General features: G+C 71.1%; 18 protein-coding genes. 10 read left to right on the forward strand and 8 right to left on the reverse strand.

The window, feature by feature from the left end; all coding sequences use genetic code 11:
- Nucleotides 1-29 precede the first annotated feature (29 nt).
- Nucleotides 30-992, forward strand: a complete 963-nt coding sequence (locus BM339_RS06930) for an alpha/beta hydrolase (RefSeq protein ID WP_075020276.1) — start codon at nucleotides 30-32, stop codon at nucleotides 990-992.
- Between the two features lies 1 nt (nucleotide 993).
- Here BM339_RS06930 and BM339_RS06935 read toward each other — a convergent pair whose 3' ends face one another.
- A complete protein-coding gene (locus tag BM339_RS06935; protein ID WP_075020277.1) occupies nucleotides 994-1,866 on the reverse strand; it encodes an NAD(P)-dependent oxidoreductase in 873 nt (290 codons plus the stop codon).
- 155 nt (nucleotides 1,867-2,021) lie between these two features.
- Here BM339_RS06935 and BM339_RS06940 point away from each other — a divergent pair, with 155 nt between their 5' ends.
- The gene (locus BM339_RS06940; RefSeq protein WP_021599531.1) at nucleotides 2,022-2,525 is read left to right on the forward strand and encodes a hypothetical protein; all 504 of its coding nucleotides are present in this window, start codon (nucleotides 2,022-2,024) and stop codon (nucleotides 2,523-2,525) included.
- 1,007 nt (nucleotides 2,526-3,532) lie between these two features.
- The gene (locus BM339_RS06945; protein ID WP_024936503.1) at nucleotides 3,533-3,886 is read left to right on the forward strand and encodes a hypothetical protein; all 354 of its coding nucleotides are present in this window, start codon (nucleotides 3,533-3,535) and stop codon (nucleotides 3,884-3,886) included.
- Nucleotides 3,887-4,108: 222 nt separating this feature from the next.
- Here the strand turns inward: BM339_RS06945 and BM339_RS48480 are convergent, their stop codons facing one another.
- Nucleotides 4,109-4,306 carry a hypothetical protein gene (locus tag BM339_RS48480; RefSeq protein ID WP_143118308.1) on the reverse strand — a complete coding sequence of 66 codons (198 nt, stop codon included), beginning with the start codon at nucleotides 4,304-4,306 and terminating at the stop codon, nucleotides 4,109-4,111.
- A gap of 152 nt (nucleotides 4,307-4,458) precedes the next feature.
- On the opposite strand from BM339_RS48480, the gene BM339_RS06955 reads away from it, so the two are divergent.
- Entirely contained in the window at nucleotides 4,459-5,121 is a 663-nt protein-coding gene (locus BM339_RS06955) for a DNA alkylation repair protein (RefSeq protein ID WP_033333966.1), read from the forward strand.
- 22 nt (nucleotides 5,122-5,143) lie between these two features.
- Here the strand turns inward: BM339_RS06955 and BM339_RS06960 are convergent, their stop codons facing one another.
- Entirely contained in the window at nucleotides 5,144-6,370 is a 1,227-nt protein-coding gene (locus BM339_RS06960) for an HNH endonuclease signature motif containing protein (RefSeq protein ID WP_075020279.1), read from the reverse strand.
- 910 nt (nucleotides 6,371-7,280) lie between these two features.
- Nucleotides 7,281-7,946: a class I SAM-dependent methyltransferase gene (locus tag BM339_RS06965; protein WP_218163586.1), complete on the reverse strand. Its 666-nt coding sequence runs from the start codon at nucleotides 7,944-7,946 to the stop codon at nucleotides 7,281-7,283.
- Nucleotides 7,947-8,109: 163 nt separating this feature from the next.
- On the opposite strand from BM339_RS06965, the gene BM339_RS06970 reads away from it, so the two are divergent.
- Complete coding sequence (locus BM339_RS06970; RefSeq protein ID WP_021596887.1) at nucleotides 8,110-8,610, forward strand: winged helix-turn-helix transcriptional regulator; 501 nt, start codon at nucleotides 8,110-8,112, stop codon at nucleotides 8,608-8,610.
- A 255-nt stretch (nucleotides 8,611-8,865) separates the two neighbouring features.
- On the opposite strand, the gene BM339_RS06975 is transcribed toward BM339_RS06970, so the two are convergent.
- Nucleotides 8,866-9,486, reverse strand: coding sequence for a hypothetical protein (locus tag BM339_RS06975; RefSeq protein WP_143118309.1), 621 nt, complete (start codon nucleotides 9,484-9,486; stop codon nucleotides 8,866-8,868).
- 732 nt (nucleotides 9,487-10,218) lie between these two features.
- A complete protein-coding gene (locus BM339_RS06980) occupies nucleotides 10,219-11,340 on the reverse strand; it encodes an ROK family transcriptional regulator (protein WP_075020281.1) in 1,122 nt (373 codons plus the stop codon).
- A 173-nt stretch (nucleotides 11,341-11,513) separates the two neighbouring features.
- Here BM339_RS06980 and edd point away from each other — a divergent pair, with 173 nt between their 5' ends.
- Genes edd through BM339_RS07005 form a run of 4 tightly spaced genes read left to right on the forward strand, consistent with a single transcriptional unit; the run spans nucleotide 11,514 to nucleotide 15,534 of the window.
- Nucleotides 11,514-13,325, forward strand: coding sequence for a phosphogluconate dehydratase (gene edd / locus BM339_RS06985; protein WP_075020282.1), 1,812 nt, complete (start codon nucleotides 11,514-11,516; stop codon nucleotides 13,323-13,325).
- Complete coding sequence (locus BM339_RS47440) at nucleotides 13,322-14,485, forward strand: glucokinase (protein ID WP_083597364.1); 1,164 nt, start codon at nucleotides 13,322-13,324, stop codon at nucleotides 14,483-14,485. The genes edd and BM339_RS47440 overlap by 4 nt, the downstream gene beginning before the upstream one ends.
- Nucleotides 14,482-15,108: a bifunctional 4-hydroxy-2-oxoglutarate aldolase/2-dehydro-3-deoxy-phosphogluconate aldolase gene (gene eda, locus BM339_RS07000; RefSeq protein ID WP_075020283.1), complete on the forward strand. Its 627-nt coding sequence runs from the start codon at nucleotides 14,482-14,484 to the stop codon at nucleotides 15,106-15,108. Before BM339_RS47440 ends, eda begins: the two co-directional genes overlap by 4 nt.
- A 36-nt stretch (nucleotides 15,109-15,144) precedes the next feature.
- Nucleotides 15,145-15,534: a PPOX class F420-dependent oxidoreductase gene (locus BM339_RS07005; protein ID WP_075020284.1), complete on the forward strand. Its 390-nt coding sequence runs from the start codon at nucleotides 15,145-15,147 to the stop codon at nucleotides 15,532-15,534.
- On the opposite strand, the gene BM339_RS49645 is transcribed toward BM339_RS07005, so the two are convergent.
- The gene (locus BM339_RS49645; RefSeq protein WP_177287635.1) at nucleotides 15,515-15,685 is read right to left on the reverse strand and encodes a hypothetical protein; all 171 of its coding nucleotides are present in this window, start codon (nucleotides 15,683-15,685) and stop codon (nucleotides 15,515-15,517) included. The two genes, BM339_RS07005 and BM339_RS49645, sit on opposite strands and share 20 nt — an antisense overlap.
- 73 nt (nucleotides 15,686-15,758) lie before the next feature.
- Between BM339_RS49645 and BM339_RS07010 the strand changes: the two genes are divergently transcribed.
- Complete coding sequence (locus BM339_RS07010; protein WP_256255242.1) at nucleotides 15,759-16,685, forward strand: LysR family transcriptional regulator; 927 nt, start codon at nucleotides 15,759-15,761, stop codon at nucleotides 16,683-16,685.
- Between the two features lie 47 nt (nucleotides 16,686-16,732).
- Here BM339_RS07010 and BM339_RS07015 read toward each other — a convergent pair whose 3' ends face one another.
- The gene (locus tag BM339_RS07015; RefSeq protein ID WP_083597366.1) at nucleotides 16,733-19,324 is read right to left on the reverse strand and encodes an ABC transporter permease; all 2,592 of its coding nucleotides are present in this window, start codon (nucleotides 19,322-19,324) and stop codon (nucleotides 16,733-16,735) included.
- Nucleotides 19,325-19,399 lie beyond the last annotated feature (75 nt).

Here is a 19,399-nt window from a genome sequence, read left to right on the forward strand (position 1 = left end):
CCTCCGGGCACGGCGGGAGGGGACGGGGCATGGCGGTCGCGGCGGTGATCGAGGAGCGCCCGGGATGCGGCCGGGGCGCGCGGCTGGCCGCCCGCCTGATGCGCCGCTTCATGCGCCCGCTCGTCACCCGGCTCCCATGGACCCCGTTCACGTTGCGCTTCGCCCCGCTGCTCGACCTGGCCGCGGCCCTCCTCGTGCCGCCGCGCGGCACCAGGGTCACCAAGGTCGACGGGCCGGGCTGCGCGGCCGAATGGGTCCGGGGGCGCGGCGTGCCCGCGGACTCCCGCCGGGTGATCCTCTACTTCCACGGCGGCGGCTTCGTCGCCTGCGGCCTGCGCACCCACCGCCGCATGATCGCCCGCATCTCCCAGGCCGCCGGCATGCCCGTCCTCTCCGTCGCCTACCGCATGCAGCCCCGCGTCACCATCCAGACGTCCATCGACGACTGCGTCGGCGCCTACCGGTGGCTCCTCGACAGCCGCGCGCCGGACGACATCGTGATCGCCGGCGACTCCGCGGGCGGCTACCTCGCCTTCATGGCGCCGATCCACGCGCTGCGCACCGGCCTGCCCCGCCCGGCAGGGATCGCCGCGCTCTCCCCGTTCACCGACCTGGACATCGACGTCAAGATCGCGCACGCGAACGCCGCCCTCGACCCGTTCATCCCGGCGCCGCGCTTGCGGGACATGGTCCGCACCTGCTTCCCGGACGCCGACCTGACCGACCCGTGGCTCTCCCCGGTGCACGCCGACCTGTCCGGCCTGCCCCCGACGCTCATCCACGTCGGCTCCATCGAGGTCCTCCTCGCCGACGCCGAGCTGATGGCCGAACGCCTCGGCGCCGCGGGCGTCCCCTGCACCCTCCAGATCTGGGAAGGCCAGGCGCACGTCTTCCAGATCTTCGCCGACCTCTCCCGCGAGGGCCTGACCGCCATCAAGGAGATCGGCTTCTTCGCCCGCCGCACCACCTCGTCCCACACCCGGGCCGCGTAATTCAGATAGAACGCCGGAAATGCTCGACCAGCCGCGAGTAGCTGTCGTCGCCGTACCCCCGCCCGACGGCCTTGGTGACGAGACCAAGCGTGTACTCGGGCAACTCGGTATCGATCCCCCGCGCCCTGCTCTCCCGGACGAGATCCTCGATCGACGGCAGATGATGCCGGAGCGCCCCGTACGGTGTCGCGTGCTCGCCCCGGTCGACCTCCCCGGCGATCACCGGCAGGAACCCCGAGAGCGCCGAAAGCGCGGGATCGGCCCGCTCAAGGAAGTCCTCCAACCGGACACCCTCGTCGGCCAACGCCGCCGCCCCATGCAGGAACCCGTTGAGCAGACCCCACATCGTCCCGTGGACGGCCATGCCGTAGAGGACGGCCACCCCGGGATCGCCGGACACCAGGGGCGCGTGCCCGCTCAGCAGCCCCAGCGCGGCCCGGTGGCGCTCGTAGACCGCCTCCGCGCCCGCGTAGAAGATCGTCGCGTCCGGATGCCCGATGCCGGGCGCAATGGTCATGATCTGCCCGTGCAGATACCCGGCGCCGGCTGCCCGCTCGGCCACCCTCCTCACCTCGGCGGACGTCCCGTCGGTGAGATTGACGACCGCACGCCCGGCCAGCGCGTCACCCGCCTGCCCGAGAACGTCTTCCGCGACCGAGGCCCCCTTCACGTTGACCACGACGACGTCCGCCTCGCCGACGGCCTCGCGGACCGTCGAGCCGAGCTTCGCCCCCTTGGCGACCAACCCCTCGCCCTTGCCAGGCGTGCGGTTCCACACCGTGGTCGGATGCCCGCCGTCCAGAAAGGCACCGGCCAGCGCCGAACCCATCTCCCCGAGCCCGAGCACGGCCACACGCACGTTGCCGAAAGTCATGAAGATGCTCCTCCCTACGATCGGACGCTCACGCTAGAACCTCAACGCAACTTGAGGTCAACCGACCCGATTGCCGTTTTTGGCCCGTTCTCGTCCCACCTTTTACGGGGGTTCATGCGACGCTCGACGGGCCGCACCGACCGCCTGGGGGGCTGATGAAGGCGCTGCTGAACTCGCTGAACGAGCCCGAGAAGGCTCTCGTCCGGGAGACCGGGAGCGCCGAGCTCTCCTACCTCACGGAGGACGGCCTCGTGGACCTTCACACCCGGATCCGCCGCGCCCGCAACAAGTACAGCAAGCTGTACCGGCGCACCGCGAGCGACCGCGTCGCCGAACACGGCGGCCGTGGTAAGGCCCGCCCGAAGAACACCCGCGACGCCCAGAAAGCCGAGGTCTTCGAGGACGCCCTGGCCCGGGTGAGCTGGTACCTGGCACGAGCCGCACGGCGCAGCGCCTCCGAACTGAAGGCCGAACGCATCGCCGCCGCCAACCCGTCCCGCACACCCCCACCCGCCCCCGGCACCCCAGAACCCGAGCCCATGACCCCCCAGACCACACCCCGCCGCAGACCAACAACAGCCGACCCGGCCCTCAACCGCCGCCACGCCGCCACCCGAGCCAAGGGCGCCCGCCGCCAGTCCCACCGCGACACCCGCTAACGACTGGGCCATAGTCAGCCGCACGGTCCAAGATCAGCGTTCCACCACTACGGGACCGTCAACGAGGCCACGAGGCAGTACACAGAACACATATGGCTACATCTCGGGATCATGCAGAGCGCCGGGACCCTGGTCGGGATGAATTGAGTTGGTCGTCCTCCAAGGAGCCGTGGCCACCGGCGGCCCGGCGCGAGACCTGCGAGTTGGCCCAGTGCCGATACGTCTTGCCGGGCGCGGTGCCCCTCTGAGCATGGGGCACGGTGTCCATCACTTGCTCGACCTGCGGGTCCCGGCCGAACCGAGGCGGCGCAGGACGTCCTTGACCCCGGCGGGCAAGCCGGCAGCGTCACGAATGCAGCCCACGCGGCACAGGCGGGCTCCCGGCGATGACCCGACTGCTTTGCGACAGCCTTCTAGAAGATCTCTGTAAGGCCGTCGAACCCATGGGCCATCGCCGTTTGGCGCCGTTGCTCCAGCGAACCGGTGATGACCATGGAGGGCGTTGCAGCGGCTTGTGCTGGCTTATGGCGGACGGTTAGCGGAGCTCGCCGGAACGCATGGCGGGGCGGTTGCTGGTTCGCGAGTGGAGTCGGCGGGCCAGGCGCTGGACGCGGTCGCCGCGAGTCTGACCGGGCTGTTGGATGACGTGTGTGAGGCGTGGGCGCGTCAGCGCTGAGCGGGGTAGCGGCGGTGCCGTGGTGATAGCCGAGCGCGGCGGCGCGGGTCTGGGTGACCTGGACGCCGAGGCGCGTAGTGCTGGCGGAGGGCGCCGGGGATGAGCGGCCGCCGGGAAACAACCAGTCGGCGTCAGGGTTGGTCGCGGTGTTCATTGGTGGCGCGGTCGGCGTAACAGCCGAGGATATGTTCGATCAGCGGCTCGGGGCATCGGATCCGCCCGAGTCGCGCCAGCCATGTAGCGACCTCGCTTGTGCAGATCGTTGGTTGGTCTGTTCCGGTCTGTGGTGATCCTGTAGCTTTGCGCAGTGATCATTACTAGGAGCGAGCGGATGACCACGTTGGTCCGGTGGCCGCTTGTAGCGGCCACCGTCGTGCTGTTGTCGGGCGCATGCTCGTCCAATGACGAGCCGCACACGCTCACCTTCGAAGTCGAGGGCGAGGGGACTGTCACCATGACTTACGTCATCAACGGCCGTTCAACGACCGAGCCGCAGGTGACGCTCCCCTGGCAGAAGGACATCAAGCTCACCAAGCAAGGCGAGGACACCTGGAGCCTCGTCATGAAGCGCGAGGGCGAAGGCTCGCTGAGTGCGGTCGCATATGTCGACGGCCAGCCCCTTACCCGCACCGCGGGCTCGGGCTCAGGCGGTGGCACCAGCCGGCTCAGCGGCTCCGTCCGCTGAGCCAACCGCCCATAGTTGCCGCCCTGCTCGGTTCCACCCCCACACGCACGCCGCCGACACGGCGATCTCCTTGAGGAGAACGGGATGCGGATTGAGTCGTCCGCTGCGGAGCCTGTTGATGGTGGACATCGCCCGTTTAGTCCGCCGTCCCATTTCTTCAAACGAGATTCCGCGCAGATCCATCAGCCTGGTGAAAACTCTTCCGAATGGATGCGGCTCTGGCTAGCCGGCAGGCGCGTTCGCCGGGCGGAGGACCACGTCACCCATCTTGGCATGGGATCCGAGCAGTTGATCGTGAATGAAGTAGGACGGTGAGATGCACCGGGTCCGGAGGATTCTTTTGACCCCGATAATGATGGCGGGCCAGTACGCCAGTGTCGCGATCACGTCTGCCGTAAGCGTGCGGTTGGCAGTCTCCATGACCTCACCTTCCCACCAGCCGTACACGTGTGGGAGCGGGCGCGGGCCGCCCTGGATTCGTTCCCCCGGTCCTACAGCTCGGTCTGACGGGGGACGGCTCTCGGCGTACGCTGAGGCTCGTGTGTGGTGGGCGGGAGGTTGCTGTGGCCGAGATGACAATGGCCGAGGTGATGGCCGAGCTGGCCGCGCTTGAGGATCCGAAGGCGCGCGAGGTGAATGAGAGGCACGGTGACGATCACGGTGTGAACCTCGGCAAGTTGCGCGCGCTCGCGAAGCGGTTGAAGACGCAGCAGGAACTCGCGTGCCGGCTGTGGGAGACGGGGGACAGTGCGGCGAGGCTGCTGGCGATTCTGATCTGCCGGCCGAAGGCGTTCGAACGTGACGATCTGGACGTCATGGTGCGCGATGCGCGCACGCCCAAGGTGCACGACTGGCTCGTGAATTACGTGGTGAAGAAGAGCCCGCACTCCGAAGATCTTCGGCTGGCCTGGTTCGCCGATCCGGATCCGGCGGTCGCCAGTGCCGGTTGGGCGCTGACCACCGAACGCGTGGCGAAGAATTCCGAGGGCCTTGACCTCGCGGGACTACTCGACGTGATCGAGGCGCAGATGAAGGACGCCCCGGAACGCCTCCAGTGGGCGATGAATCACTGCTTGGCTCAGATCGGGATCGAGCACGCTGAGCACCGCTCCCGCGCGATCGACATCGGTGAGCGGCTGGAGGTGCTCAAGGACTACCCGACATCCCCGGGGTGTACGTCTCCGTTCGCGCCCATCTGGATCAACGAGATAGTGCGCCGTCACCACGATCAGTGAGAACGTCCAGCAGGGCATCGGGCTACTGTCGGGTGGGAAGGGTGATGTGCCAGCTTCCCGATGGGGTTGTCCAGATCAGGAGGCCTGGCCAGGGCTGGATCAGGGTCCAGCCGGGGGACTGTTTTGTCCGGTGATGTCGCCTGCAGAGTGGGGCGAGGTTGCACTGGCAGGTGAGTCCCTGGCCCCAGGGGACGGTGTGGTCGAGGTCGCAGCGGTTCGACCGTCGGTTGCAGGTCGGGAAGACGCAGGTTGCGTGGCGGGCCTCGATGAGGCGCCGCATGGCCGCCGGTGGGCGGTAGCCGCTGTGGCCGTGCCGGTCGGGCGTCAGGCCGGTGGCGCGGCACCAGCTCTCGCGAAGGCCGCGTAGCTGGTCATGCATGTCCTGGACGGCCCGGTTGATCAGGAAGGGCAGGGCGTTGGTCCGTCCCGTGGCGCGGGCGTGTGTGAGGATCTTGCTGAACCGCTCATCGGCCATCTTGGCGAGGGTCTCGACGATCGTCGCGTCTGGAAGGGCGACCGCTGCGGGAGCGACGGCCGTAGCTCGCGGCGGCTCGACCTGCCGGGCGTCGGACGCACACGTGGCCTCGGGGAACGACGTTCCCTTCAGGAGTTCCTTGGCGAGGTCGGCGCGGATGGCGTGGAGAGGGCGCACATCGCCGTCCGCCTTCAGGCCCCGCGCGACGGCGACGATCTTGTTGAAGATGGCGTGGGCCTCGGTCGTCTCCAGACCGGTGAGAGTCAGGTCGGTGGTGCCTTCGAGGGTGTCCCAGAGGTGCAGGTCGCGGCGGCGGACGGCCTCGCGCTTACGCTCTTCGAGGCGTTCAGGGGCGAACTTCTGCACGATGCGCCGTATGCGGCGGCGAAGCTGGCCGGTGGTCTGGTCGGGCGCCTTGTCCAGGACGGCGGTCTCGACCCGCTCGGGGAGGCCGTCCAGAAGCCCGTCGGTGAGGTCGCTGATGACGCGGGTCTTCGGCAGGTCGATCCGGCCGGTCTCCAGAGCCTCGCGCGTGGCCGGCAGGTCGTTGGCGAGCCGGTCGGCGAGGTGGACCAGTGTGGCGGCCGCGTCGCCGGTCACCGCGAGTGCGGCGGCGACTTCTTCGACGACCGATTCGTGGGCGGACAGGATCCGGTAGTCGGGGCCGCCCTCGGCCTCGTCGGCGAGGCGGCGGCGGGACAACTCCGCGATGGCGGCGAGTTCGCGAGCCTGCGCCCATGAGGTCTGACGTCGCGCGGCGGCGGCCACTTCCATGAGTTCGGTGTCCGAGAGTCCGTCCAATCCGCTGGAAAGGCAGATGGCCAACTGCGGGCCTGGCGGAAACCATCCGCGCCCTTCCCACTCACCCACTTCGATGCGCACGTCTTCGGCGATCGTCAGAGCCGTCATCATTGGATCACCCCCTCCCGCTTCACCAAATTCATCTTACCATCTTTGTGGCTCTACGCAGTCATGCTGTAGCTCTGAGTTAAACTTTCTCGCCCCTTCTCTTGATCGTCAAAGCTGAGGCAGTCTTTTTGTCGGAATAGCGTGGTTGAGGCAGGTGGACGGCTGAGCGGGCTCCCGCGGATAGTGCCTACATGTAGGTCACCGTCGGCTGAAGTCACGTTGGTTGCTGTAGTGGGCTGGTATTTGAGCTCAAGGGTTGCGGTCCCACCGGGGTTGCGCCCAGAAAGCGCGCCTTCGGCGCGTCGCCGACAACAGCGCGGCCGCAAGGCCGCGCCAGGAAGGCAGGAGAGTCGCAAAGCCGCAGATAAAACGAACAACAACCCGCTACCTCAACCAACGTGACAGCAATATGTGGTGAGCGGGACGGGCGTGCAGACGTACAGGAGCGGGCCCAGCCGTCCACTCGCATCAGCCAGGATTCTCGATAAAACTCCCACCCGCAGAAGCGGCAAGGCTAAGGCGGGCGCAGACCTCAAGCCCGGAGCCCGATCAACAGACAGCAAGGTGCAACAACCCAAACAGTCGCGCCGACCGTAACTGTCGCGCTGGCGCAAACGTTAAGTCGGCTTCAGGTTCGGGCCTCAACAGCCGCACCAGCAGTTAACGTTGCGCTGAACCCCTTGTCGCTGTGGCAATCCGCAACAAGCCCCACCCGAGATGAGTCCTAGGAGTCAGGATCGCGGAAGGCTCAGGCGGGCGTGGCGCCGTCGGGCGATCAGGTGCGGCGGGCGTGGCCCAGGTAGGTGACGACAGGCGGGCCGTTCGGGTCGAGCTTGAAGTCCACCATCGAGGAGAGTTGGTCGTCGGCGACACGGCCGGCGCGGCGGGCGCGAGTCGCTGAGATCAGCGCGCCGACGCTGCGGGGCTTGAAGGAACAGGTGTCGAGGTTGGTGAGGCCATGGGCGGTCATCCGGTCGGCCAGTTCGGCAGGCGGACGCAGCCGGGCGGCGCTATAGCGGCCGGGAGGCATGATGCGTGTGCCGGGAACGCGCTGGAACATCCCCAGATAGACCAGGCGGGAGATCGGCGTCCGGTTCACGGTGTCGTAGATCAACGTGCTGCCGGGGCGCAGCAATCGGACGACCGCGGCCAGCACTGCGTCCAGGTCTTCGGTGATCTCGAACGTGTCGGCGCAGTAGACGAGGTCGAACGTCCCCTCTGGCAGGCCGGGGCGCTCGAAAGGCGCGGTGCTGTAGACGACCGCCCCGGAGTCGTCGGACACCCGGGCCAGTGCGGTGGCCTCGGGTGAAGGGTCCACGGACATGACCTCCATCCCCAGGCGGGCCAGCCCCTGGGCAAGGAGCCCCCGTCCACCGCCGATCACGGCGGCGCGCTTGCCGGAAGTCTCGTCCAGAACCTTCGTGACGTACTGCAGGCGCACGTCCTGGAAGACGGCGGCTCGAAGATGGCGTCCGTCAACGCTGCCGGGTGCGGACGAGTCCAGGACCAGGATCGGTGAAGCCACCAGCGCATCCCTCCATAAGTTTCTTAAGGGAACTTGACATGCCAAGTTTCCTCGGGGAACTCGGGTAGGATCCAGCGCCGTGACACGTACACCACTGGGCCAGGTCGCCTGCTCCATCGCCCGTGCCACCGACCTGTTCGGGGACGCGTGGACGGCGCTGATCATGCGGGACGTCATCACCGGCGTCACGCGGTTCGACGATCTGGCCCGGGACCTCGGTATCTCCCGTAAGGTCCTGGCCGCGCGCCTGGCGCGTCTGGTCGAGGAGGGAGTGCTGACACGCGAGCGCTACCAGGACCATCCGCCCCGCGAGCACTACCGCGCGACCGCGAAGGGGGAGGAGCTGTACCCGGTCCTGCTGGCCCTCATGGCGTGGGGCGACCGGTGGTATGCCGGTCCCGAAGGCCCGCCGGCGCGCATCCGGCACTTGGACTGCGGGAACGACACCACGTCCGTCCCGTCCTGCGCACATTGCGGCGGGACGCTCACGCCGTCCAACACCACCCAGCTCCCCGGCCCCGGCGGACGCGTCGGCCCAGGCACCCAAGTACTAGGCCCCCTCCTGGCCGAACGCGCCTGAACGCCGGACGTGCTTGATCACCGGACGCGCCTGGCCACTGGACGCGCCTGGCCACCGAGCGCGCTTGAACACAAACGCGTCTGGTCTCGCTGAGCGCCTGACCACTCGACACCCGCACACTCGGAGGCCCCGAACGCTAGGACGCTCTGAACACTTCGGAGGCTCCGAATGCTTGGGCGCTCAGAATGCTCGATCGCTCTGAACACTAGGACGCCTGGACGTGCCTGGACGCCCGGAAGCCATGGGGCTTGAGTGTCAGGGTCTCTTCGGCGGGGCGTCCGTGTGGGTGACCGTGGCGTGATAGCAGGTCAGTGACCAGTGGGCGGTGCCGCCGGGTGTGACGGCCATGGTGCCCGTGGCGACGGTGACCTCTCGCGGCCCCGCAAGGTAGAACATGAACTCGTCGAGGCGCTCCAGGGTCCCTTTGTACAGCCAGCAGTTACTCAGAACCTCCTGGCCGTCCAGGAAGGGCAGTTGGAGAAGTCGCTGTGCCCGGGCCGGGAGGTTGCCGAGGATGTCGTAGTCCTCTTGGTTGATGCCGAGGTCAGGCGGGTCGACCGGCATGCTGTCCTCGGGTGGTTCGGTGTCCGAGGGGTAGCCGCCGTCGACCGGCACCCGGTTGAGGGAGCCGGGGGTGAAATCGAACGAGAAGACGTCGAAGTTGGTCCGGTATGCGGCGAGGCCGCGCTTACCGAAGGTCACCGCCCACGGGAGGCCGTCAGGGCCGAGGTTGGCAATCCAGTCAATGGGTTTGCCTGACCGCCGCTTGAGCTTTTTGCGGGTGCGCTTGGGAATGGTCTGCCAGGTCTCCTCCCGCGTCATTGGCGCGTTGAAGAGCATGTCGCCTGGTTGGTGAAGAGGAACCGACGCGTCCATGGCGCCCCTTTCGGCCTGCCGCCGATTCTAAGCCGTAGCGCCCACGCCACGCCCGCCGTCTACGCCGCCCCCGCCCGTCTATTCCTTGCGTGTTTCTACGCCGTGCGTCGCCGGCTATGCGGCGCCTGTCGGCTATGCCGCGCTGGCTGCGCGGCGCCTGTCGGGCCCGCGCATGCCGATGCACCTCGAAACACGAGGGACGCTCGGTGATCTTCTCGTCTACCTCAAGCCACCGGACCCATCCGGGCAGCATCCGCTGCGGCGGATACACGTACACCCCGGCCACCACCATGCTGATGGCCCCCGCCACGGCCAGTGCGGCGTCCAGGACGTCCGGGAGGTCCGAGACGATCAAGGAAAGGGCCGTCCACGCCGCGAATATCAGACCGAACCGGCGAACCATGTGGCGGCGAGCAAGCGAGTACGCCCACTTAAAGATGGGATTGCCGTGCCAGGACCGGCACCGCGGCGCCTGTCGGCTATGCCGTGCGTGTCGGCTATATCGGGGCTCGCCGTCTCTGCGGCGTCGGCTGGGCGGTGCGTGTCGGCTATGTCGTGCCTGCCGGCTACGCCGTCCTGCCGTCTTTGCGGTGCCGTCTTTGCGGTGCCGTCTATGCGGTGCCGTCTATGTCGTGCCTGCCGGCTACGTCGCGCCCGCTGTCTATCCGCGCTGTCTACGTACGCCGTGCGTGTTGGCTGGGCGGTGCGTGTTGGCTGGGCGGTGCGTGTTGGCTAAGTGGTGGCGTCGATGGCGGTGGGGGAGAGGATGTGGTCGAGGACCATGGCGGCGCAGCCGGCGAGGCCGGCCTGTTCACCGAGGCGGCTGGGCTCGATGCGGAGGTTGCGGGTGGCCAGTGCGGTGGAGCGCTGGTAGACGACCTCGCGCAGTCCCGCGATCAGGGGCTCGTCGGCGCCGACGAGGTCGCCGCCGAGGACGACGACGGCGGGGTTGAGCAGGTTGACGGCGGTGGCGACGACCTCGCCGATGCGGCGGCCGGCGTCGCGCAGGAGGGCGACGGTGGCGGGGTCGCCCGAGCGGGCGAGGGCGGCTAGGCCGGGCAGGTCGTCCGCGGGGGAGCGGGCGAGGAGCGCGGTGCCGCCCGCGATGGCCTCGACGCAGTTCACGTTGCCGCAGCGGCACGGCGCCTCGTCGGGCGAGGGGACGGGAACGTGGCCGATTTCCCCGGCCGCGCCCAGGGCGCCCCGCTGGATGCGGCCGCCGGCGATGACGCCCGCGCCGATGCCGGTCGAGACCTTGACGAACAGCAGGTCGTCGACGCCGGGGTGGGCCTGGTGCTCGCCGAGGGCGGCGGCGTTGACCTCGTTGTCCAGGTAGGCGGGGACGCCGAAGCGGGCGGAGATGGGCGCGCCGATCTCGACGGCGTCCCAGCGTCCGGCGACGTGCTCGACCGCGTCGGGGACGCCGAGGCCGACCCCGCGCACGGAGGACGCGTCGATGCGGGAGGCGGACAGCAGCGACGTCCACTGGTCGAGGAGCCGGGGGAGCGTCTTGCCGGGGGACACCTCGGCGGGCGGCCCGTCGGCGCGGGCCAGGATCGTCCCCGCGAGGTCGCAGACGGCGAGCTGGCCGCGCGACTGGCCCAGGTTCGCGACCAGGACGGTGCCGCCGGCGGCGTTGAACGCGAGCCGCACGGGGGGACGTCCGCCGGTGGACGGCCCGTCCGGGTGCTCGGCGACGAGGCCGCGCGCGAGGAGGGAGGCGACGCGGGACGCCACCGCGGGACGGGACAGCCCGGTGATGCGGCCGAGGTCGGCGCGGGTGGCGACGCCGTCCTCGCGGATCAGGCGGAGGATGTCGCCGACCGTGGAGGGGCGGGTGACGGGGCGCGGCATCCGGCCAGTCAAGCACGCGCCCCTTCGGCCAGTCCACTTGGCGCAATCGACCGACTTATGTCATTCAAAGTTCATAAGTACGGTTGATCGGATGACCGATGTCTCGATAGCTTGGCGAGGACGATGACGATCTAGAGATCCCCGGTCGTGGAAGTTTGGAGCAGGAGCGTTTGATGGCTGTGCATCCCGTGCTGGCGGCAGTGACCCGGCGCGTCGTCGAGCGGAGCGCCGGGCCGCGCGGCGCGTACCTGGAGCGGATCCGCGACGCCCGGACGGAAGGCCCGGTGCGCTCTGGGATGGGCTGCGCGAACCTGGCGCACGGCTTCGCCGCCTGCGGCGTCCAGGACAAACTGTGGCTCCGCGGCGACGCCACGCCGAACATCGCCATCGTGTCGTCGTACAACGACATGCTCTCCGCGCACCAGCCGCTGAAGGACTACCCGGACCTGCTGAAGGCCGCGATCCGCGCCGCGGGCGGCACGGCCCAGTTCGCCGGCGGGGTGCCCGCGATGTGCGACGGCATCACGCAGGGCCGCGCCGGCATGGAGCTGTCGCTGTTCAGCCGGGACGTGGTGGCGATGGCGACGGCCGTGGCGCTGTCCCACGACATGTTCGACGGCGCCCTGCTCCTCGGCGTGTGCGACAAGATCGTCCCGGGGCTGGTGATCGGGGCGCTGTCGTTCGGGCACCTGCCGGCGATCCTGGTGCCGGCCGGGCCGATGGCGTCCGGGCTGCCGAACGGGGAGAAGGCGAAGGTCCGCAAGCGGTTCGCGGCCGGGGAGATCGGGCGCGAGCAACTGCTGGCCGCCGAGGCGGCGTCGTACCACTCGCCCGGCACCTGCACCTTCTACGGGACCGCCAACTCCAACCAGCTCCTCATGGAGGTCATGGGCCTGCACCTGCCGGGGGCGAGCTTCGTCCCGCCGGGGACGAAGCTGCGCGACGCCCTGACCGAGGCGGCCGGCAAGCGCGTCCTGCAGCTCACGGACCTGGCCGGCGGCTACACGCCCATCGGCGAGTTGCTGGACGAGCGCGCGTTCGTGAACGGCGTCGTCGCCCTCCTCGCGACGGGCGGCTCGACCAACCACACGCTGCACCTGGTCGCGATGGCCGCGGCGGCGGGCATCGAGCTGACCTGGGACGACTTCGACGAGCTGTCCAAGGTCACGCCGCTGCTCACCCGCCTCTACCCGAACGGCACCGCCGACGTGAACCACTTCCACGCTGCGGGCGGCACCGCGTTCCTCATCGGCGAGCTGATCGATGCCGGGCTCCTGCACGAGGACGCGCGGACGGTCGGCGGCGACACCCTCGCCGCGTACCGGAACGCGCCGGAGTTCGCCGATGGCGGGGTCGAGTGGCGGCCGATCGGCGGAGGATCGGGCGACACCGACGTGCTGCGCCCGGTCGCCGAGCCGTTCGACTCGCACGGCGGCCTGCACACCGTGCGCGGCAACCTGGGAAGGGCGGTGATCAAGGTGTCGGCGGTGCGGCCGGAGCACCGGACGATCGAGGCCGCCGCCCGCGTGTTCGACTCGCAGGAGCAGCTCCAGGAGGCGTTCGCCGCAGGGGAGCTGGACCGGGACGTCGTGGCGGTCGTCCGCAACCAGGGGCCGCGCGCCAACGGGATGCCGGAACTGCATCGGCTGACCCCGCCGCTGTCGGTCCTCCAGGACCGAGGGCACCGCGTCGCGCTGGTGACGGACGGTCGGATGTCGGGCGCCTCTGGGGCGGTGCCCGCCGCGATCCACGTGTCACCGGAGGCGGCGGCGGGCGGGCCGCTCGCCCGCGTCCGCGACGGCGACATCGTCCGGCTCGACGCGGACGGGGGGCTCCTGGAGGTCCTCGTCCCGGAGGACGAACTCTCCGCCCGCGAGCCCGCCGCCGGGCCGCCCGACCAGACGTGGGGCACGGGACGCGAGCTGTTCGGGTCGTTCCGCCACGCGGTCGGCCCGGCCGAGCGCGGCGCGGGGGTCTTCTCATGAGCCAGTGGCTGGTCGCGGACGTCGGCGGGACGAATGCCCGGTTCGCGCTGGTGGACGGCCCGGAGGGCCTCCCCGCCCACGTGGAGTCGCTCCCCACGCGCGACTATCCGGGCCTGGCGGAGGCCGCGGCCGACTACCTCGCACGGCACGCGCCCAGCGCGAAACCGTCCGCCGCATGCCTGGCGGTGGCGGGGCCGGTGGGGAACGGCACCTTCCGCCTGACCAACGCCGGCTGGCCGGAGGGCACGCCAGAGGCGGTGCGCGCCCACCTCGGCCTGCCGTACCTCGACATCATCAACGACTTCGAGGCCCTCGCCCTCGCACTCCCGCGCCTGGGCCCGGACGACCTGATCCCCGTCGGCGGGGCCCAGCCGAAAGCGGGCGCGCCGATCTCGGGTGCTCGGATCTCGGGTGCTCGGATCCCGGGCGCTCCGCTTGCGGGTGCGCCGAGAGCGGTCGCGTCGATCCCGAGTGCTCCGATCTCGGGCGCTCCGGTCCCGAGTGCTCCGGTCCCGAGTGCTCCGATCTCGGGTGTGCCGATCCCGGTTGCGCCGCTCGCGGGTGCTCCCACCCCGGGTGCGCCGCTTGCGGTCGTCGGGCCCGGTACGGGGCTCGGGGTGGCGGGTCTGGTGCCGACCCCGTCCGGCTGGGTGCCGGTTCCCGGCGAGGGCGGGCAGGTCGACATCCCGGCCGCCACCGAGCGGGAGATCGCCGTGGCGCGGCTGCTGCGCGCCGAGAAGGGCGCGGTCACCGCCGAGTACCTGCTGTCCGGCGCGGGGCTCGTCCGCGTCCACCGCTATCTGGCGACGCTCGACGGCGAGCCGCAGGAGGAACTCACCCCGCGGCAGATCTGCGAGAGGCAGGACGACCCCCGCTGCCGCGAGACGCTGGAGATGTTCTGCGCGCTGCTCGGCTCGCTCGCCGGCAACGCCGCCCTGACCCTCGGCGCGCGGGGCGGCGTCTACCTCGGCGGCGGGATCCTGCCGCGCATCGTGGACGTGCTGCGCGGCAGCGCGTTCCGGGCCCGCTTCGAGGGGAAGCCTCCCGTCGAGGACTACATGCGCGCCATCCCGACCGCCCTCATCGTCCACCCCGGCCCGGCCCTGGTCGGCGCCACCGTCCGGCTCGCCCAGAGCCTGCCCGACCTGGAGCCTGCATGATCGCCGAAGAGCTGTTCGACCTCGTGCCCGTCATCCCCGTCGTCGTGCTGGACGACGCGGACGCCGCCGTCCCGCTGGCCCGCGCCCTGGTCGAGGGCGGGCTGCCGGTGATCGAGGTGACGCTCCGCACGCCGGCGGCGATCGCGGCGATCACGCGGATCGCCGCGGAGGTCCCTGACGCGGTCGTCGGCGCCGGGACGGTCGTCCGTCCCGAGGACGCCGAGCGCTCGGCCGCCGCCGGGGCGAGGTTCCTGGTCAGCCCCGGCTGCACGGCGCGGCTCCAGGCGGCGATGGTCGCGACGGGCCTGCCGTTCCTGCCGGGCGTGGCGACCGCGTCGGAGGCGATCGCGCTGCTGGAGGGCGGGGTCACGGCGATGAAGTTCTTCCCCGCGGAGGCCGCGGGCGGGGCCGCCTACCTGAAGTCGCTCGCCGGGCCGCTTCCGCAGATCCGGTTCTGCCCGACCGGCGGTGTGAGCCCGCGCAACGCCGCGGACTATCTCGCGCTGAAGAACGTCGGCTGTGTCGGCGGGTCCTGGCTGACCCCGGCGGACGTCGTCCGCGACGGCGACTGGGACCGGATCCGCAAGCTCGCCGCCGAGGCCGCCGCCCTCCGGGCGCGGTGATGTCACATCCGGAGGCGGCGCCCCCGTCTCCTGGATATGAACACCACATCGACGCTTGAGAACCTGAAGGCGCAGCGCACCGTCCGGCTGACGACCTACCGCAAGGACGGCACGCCGGTCGGGACGCCCGTGAACATCGTCGTCCTCGGCGACCACGCGTACTTCCGCACCTACGACCAGGCCTTCAAGACCAAGCGGCTGGCCCGCAATCCCGAGGTGGAGATCGCGCCGAGCACCTTCAAGGGCGAGGCCACCGGCCCGGAGACGCACGGCCGCGTCCGGCTGCTCAGCGAGGAGGAGTCGAAGCCGGTCCGCAGGCTGCTGGCCCGCAAGCACCCGCTCCTGCAGGGGTTCGCGGTGCCGCTCTTCCACAAGATGAAGCGTTACCGGACGCTGCACTACGAGGTCACGATCGACGAGGGCTGACCGCGCAGTGCGGGCACGGGCCCGCGACGAGGCCGCGCCCGCCGTCGTTCGGGACGAGGTCCATGCGCAGCCTGCCGCAGGCGCAGCGGGTCCAGACCACGACTCCGTCGCTGGTGAGATGCCGGGACACGAGGGTGTTCTGCTGTGTCATGGCACCAGTCTGCGGTCCGCCGAACGTTGCCGTCCATTTCAGATTTACGCACTGGATCGTGCAATATGGTTGCATGATTGATCTGCGGCGGCTGCACATGCTCCGGCTCGTCCACCAGTACGGGACGGTCACGTCCGCGGCGGACGCGCTGCACCTGACCCCGTCGGCGGTCTCGCACCAGCTGCGCGAGCTGGCGCGGGAGCTGAAGGTGCCGCTGCTGGAGCCGCAGGGCCGCAAGGTGCGGCTGACCCCGGCCGCGCACCTGCTGGTCGAGCACGCCGACGGGCTCCTCGCCAAGTGGGAGGAGACCCTCGCCGACCTGGAGTCGCACCGCGCCGGCGCCGCCGGGCCGCTGCGGATGTGCGGGTTCACGACCGCGGTCGGCGGGCTGGTCGCCCCGGCCGCCGGCGCCCTGCTGCGGGACGACCCGGACCTCGCGGTCGAGATCCGCGAGTGCGACACCGACGTGGCGATGGGGCTGCTCGCCGCGGGCGAGACCGACATCGCGGTCATCGAGCCCACCCCCGAGGCGCCGCCGCCCGGCGACCCGCGCTTCGACCGGCAGCCGCTGCTGGAGGAGGCGCTCGACCTCATCGTCCCGGCCGGGCATCCGTTCGCGTCCCGCGGCGGCGTCCGGCTGGAGGACGCCGCGGACGAGCCCTGGATCAGCGTCCAGCCCGAGGGGTGTGCCCACCACCAGCAGGTCGTGGCCTACTGCGCCGCCGCCGGGTTCACGCCCCGCATCGCCCACAACGCCACCACCTGGTCGGTGATTTGGGCGCTGGTCGCCAACGGCCTCGGCGTGTCCCTCGTACCGAGGCTGGCGGGCGGGCCGTCCGACCAGCCGGTCGTGCGCGTTCCGCTGGGCGGCGACGGCGTCCCGCGGCGGCGGGTGCTGACCTGCGTGCGGCGCGGCAGCCGCGGCAACCCGCTGATCGCCCGCGGCCTCCGGGCGCTGCGCGACGCCGTCCCCGACCGCTGCGTCCTCGCCGCCGCGTGAGCCACTCAGTGTGAGCCACTCAGTGTGAGCCACTCAGTGTGAGCCGGCTACTCCGTGGCGATCGCCTGCAGCACGTCCATCCGGGCGGCGCGGCGGGCGGGCCACACGGCGGCGACGACGCCGATCAGCGCCGCCGCCGCGACGCACACGGCGAGCCGCCCGGCGGGGATCGCGAGGACCTCCATGCCGCCGTCGCCCTCGGCCATCGCGTGCTGCAGGACGATCCCGAGCAGCACGCCGGTGCCGACGCCGAGCAGCGCGCCGAACAGGGAGACCGCGACCGCCTCGTAGCGGATCATGCGGCGGATCTCGCGGCGCTGCATGCCGAGGGCGCGGAGCATGCCGATCTCGCGGGTCCGCTCCGTCACCGCGAGGGCGAGCGTGTTGACGATGCCGAGCGCGGCGACCACCACCGACAGGACCAGCAGGCCGAGGACGAGGTCGAGGAACTGCCCGATGGCGCCGGCCGCGTCGTCCTTGACCTGGGCGCGGTCCTTGAGCTCCACGTTGGGCCAGGGCGCGAGCGCCTTCTCCAGGGCGCCCCGGGTCGCGGTCGTGACGTCGACCTCGATGCGGTCGATGGTGGCGCCGGGGTCGTGCGCCCGGTAGCCGTCCCAGCCGATGATCATCGTGGGGGCGGACGGGGTGATCGACGGGCGGTCACGGTAGATCCCGGCGATGCGGAACGTCCGCTTCGCCCCGTCCTGGTACTCGCCCCGGAAGGTGCTCCCGACTCGCCAGCCCTGGGCCTCGGCGACGCTGCTCCCGACGAGCAGCTCGTCCGCGCCCGGCGAGGGCGAACCGGCCTGGAGCGGAAGCCGGAAATGCGCCAGCAGCTCGCCCGGCGAACCGGCCGCGGCGGTCCGGACGGAGCCGTCCACCCGGAACCGGGCCGCGCGGATCGGGATCGCCGCCCGCACGCCGTCCACACCGGCGACCGCGCGGGCAGCGTCCGCCGCCACGGGCGTGATCTCGCTGCGCGCGGTGACCCGGTAGTCGGCGGTGAGGCCCGCGTCGAGCTGCCGTTCCACCGACGACGCCATCGACTGGACGATCACCGACACCGCGGCGATCAGCGCGAGGCCGATCGTCAGCGCGGACGCCGTCGCCGCCGTCTGCCGGGGCTCTCGCAGCGCGTTTCGCCCGCCGATCCGGCCCGCGCCGCCGCCCCACCGCGCGAACGGCCAGGCCAGGACGTGGATCGCGGGGCGGGTCAGCACCGGCGACAGCGTGACGACTCCGGCGAACACCGCCAGGCACCCCGCCCCGGTCAGCGTCAGCGCGGTCCTGCCGTCCGCCGCGGAACCGGCCGCGACGAGCCCGGCGCCCGCCGCGGCCGCGACCGCGCCGCCCAGCGCGCGCGCCCGCAGCGGGCGGGCGGGCGCCGTCCCCTCGCGCAGCGCCGCGACGGGCGGGATCCGCGACGCGCGGCGGGCCGGGACGAACGCGGCCGCCAGCGTCACCAGCGTCCCCACCGCGAAGGACGCGATCACCGCGGAGACCGGCGGTACCGGCGTCCCGAACGGCAGCTCCTCACCGCCCAGGAAGACCGCGAGGATCCGGGCGAGCCCGGCCGCGACGCCGACGCCCGCCGCCAGACCCAGTGCGGAGCCCGCGAGCCCGACCCCGGCCGCCTCCCCGAGCACCGACCGCGTCACCTGCCCGCGCGACGCCCCCACCGCGCGCAGTAGCGCCAGCTCCCGGACGCGCCCGCCGACCAGCATCGTGAACGTGTTGAAGATGATGAACGAGCCGACGAACACCGCGATCACGGCGAAGACCAGCAGGAACGTCCGGATCACGGCGAGGATTTCCTTGAAGGATCCGGCCTGCTCGTCGATGGCCTCCCGTCCGGTGACCGCCTCCAACCCGGGCGGCAGCGTCGCCGCCACCGCGTCCCGGAGCCGCTCTTGGGAGACGCCGTCGTCCGCGTGCACGACGACCCGCGCATAGGCCCCGGGGTGCTCCGACAGGAGCCGGGGCGCCGCCTCCGGCGCGAACGCGGTCATCGAGAGGGAGTCGCCGAACGCCGAGTCCCCGACCTTGAACAGGCCGGTGAGGCGGAAGGTCCGCGTGCCCGAGGCCAGCGCGACCGTGATCCGGTCCCCGATCCGGTAGCCGGCGTCGCGCGCAGTCCCGGTGTCGGCCGCGACCTCGTCGGGCGCGGCGGGGGGTCGTCCGGACGTCAGGCGCGGCAGGGACAGGTCCCGGTCGCCGTCCCAGGCCACACCCGTCTGCGGTTCCGCCCCGACGATCGTGCCGTGCCGGTCGACGACGGCGGCGAACCCGGTGACGACCCCGCGGGCCTTCGCGACGCCGTCCACGCCCTGGACGGTCCCCAGCACCGAAGCCGGGACGGGACGTTCCGGCGCCGGCTCGCCCAGCCCCGGCTCGAAGGCCCGCTGCGACCGGACGATCACGTCCGTGCCGCGGCCGAGGTCGTCGAAGGCGCGGTCGACCGACCGCTCCAGCGTCGCGGAGAAGATCAGCGTGCCGGCGACGAACGCGACGCCGGCGACCACCGCGACCATCGACATCAGCAGCCGGGCGCGGTGCGCGACCAGGCCCCGCAGGACGAGCCCGCCCATGCGGGGGAGGCGCGGAGCGGGCGGGCGGCGGAGAAGGCGCTTGACCGTCATGGCGCCGATTCCAGTCGGCCGGGCCCCACGGCGGGAGCGCGGAACGTCGTGTCCCACCGCGACGAACGGCCCTGC

It is taken from the genome of Actinomadura madurae (genome assembly GCF_900115095.1).
Classification (GTDB): Bacteria; Actinomycetota; Actinomycetes; order Streptosporangiales; family Streptosporangiaceae; genus Spirillospora; species Spirillospora madurae.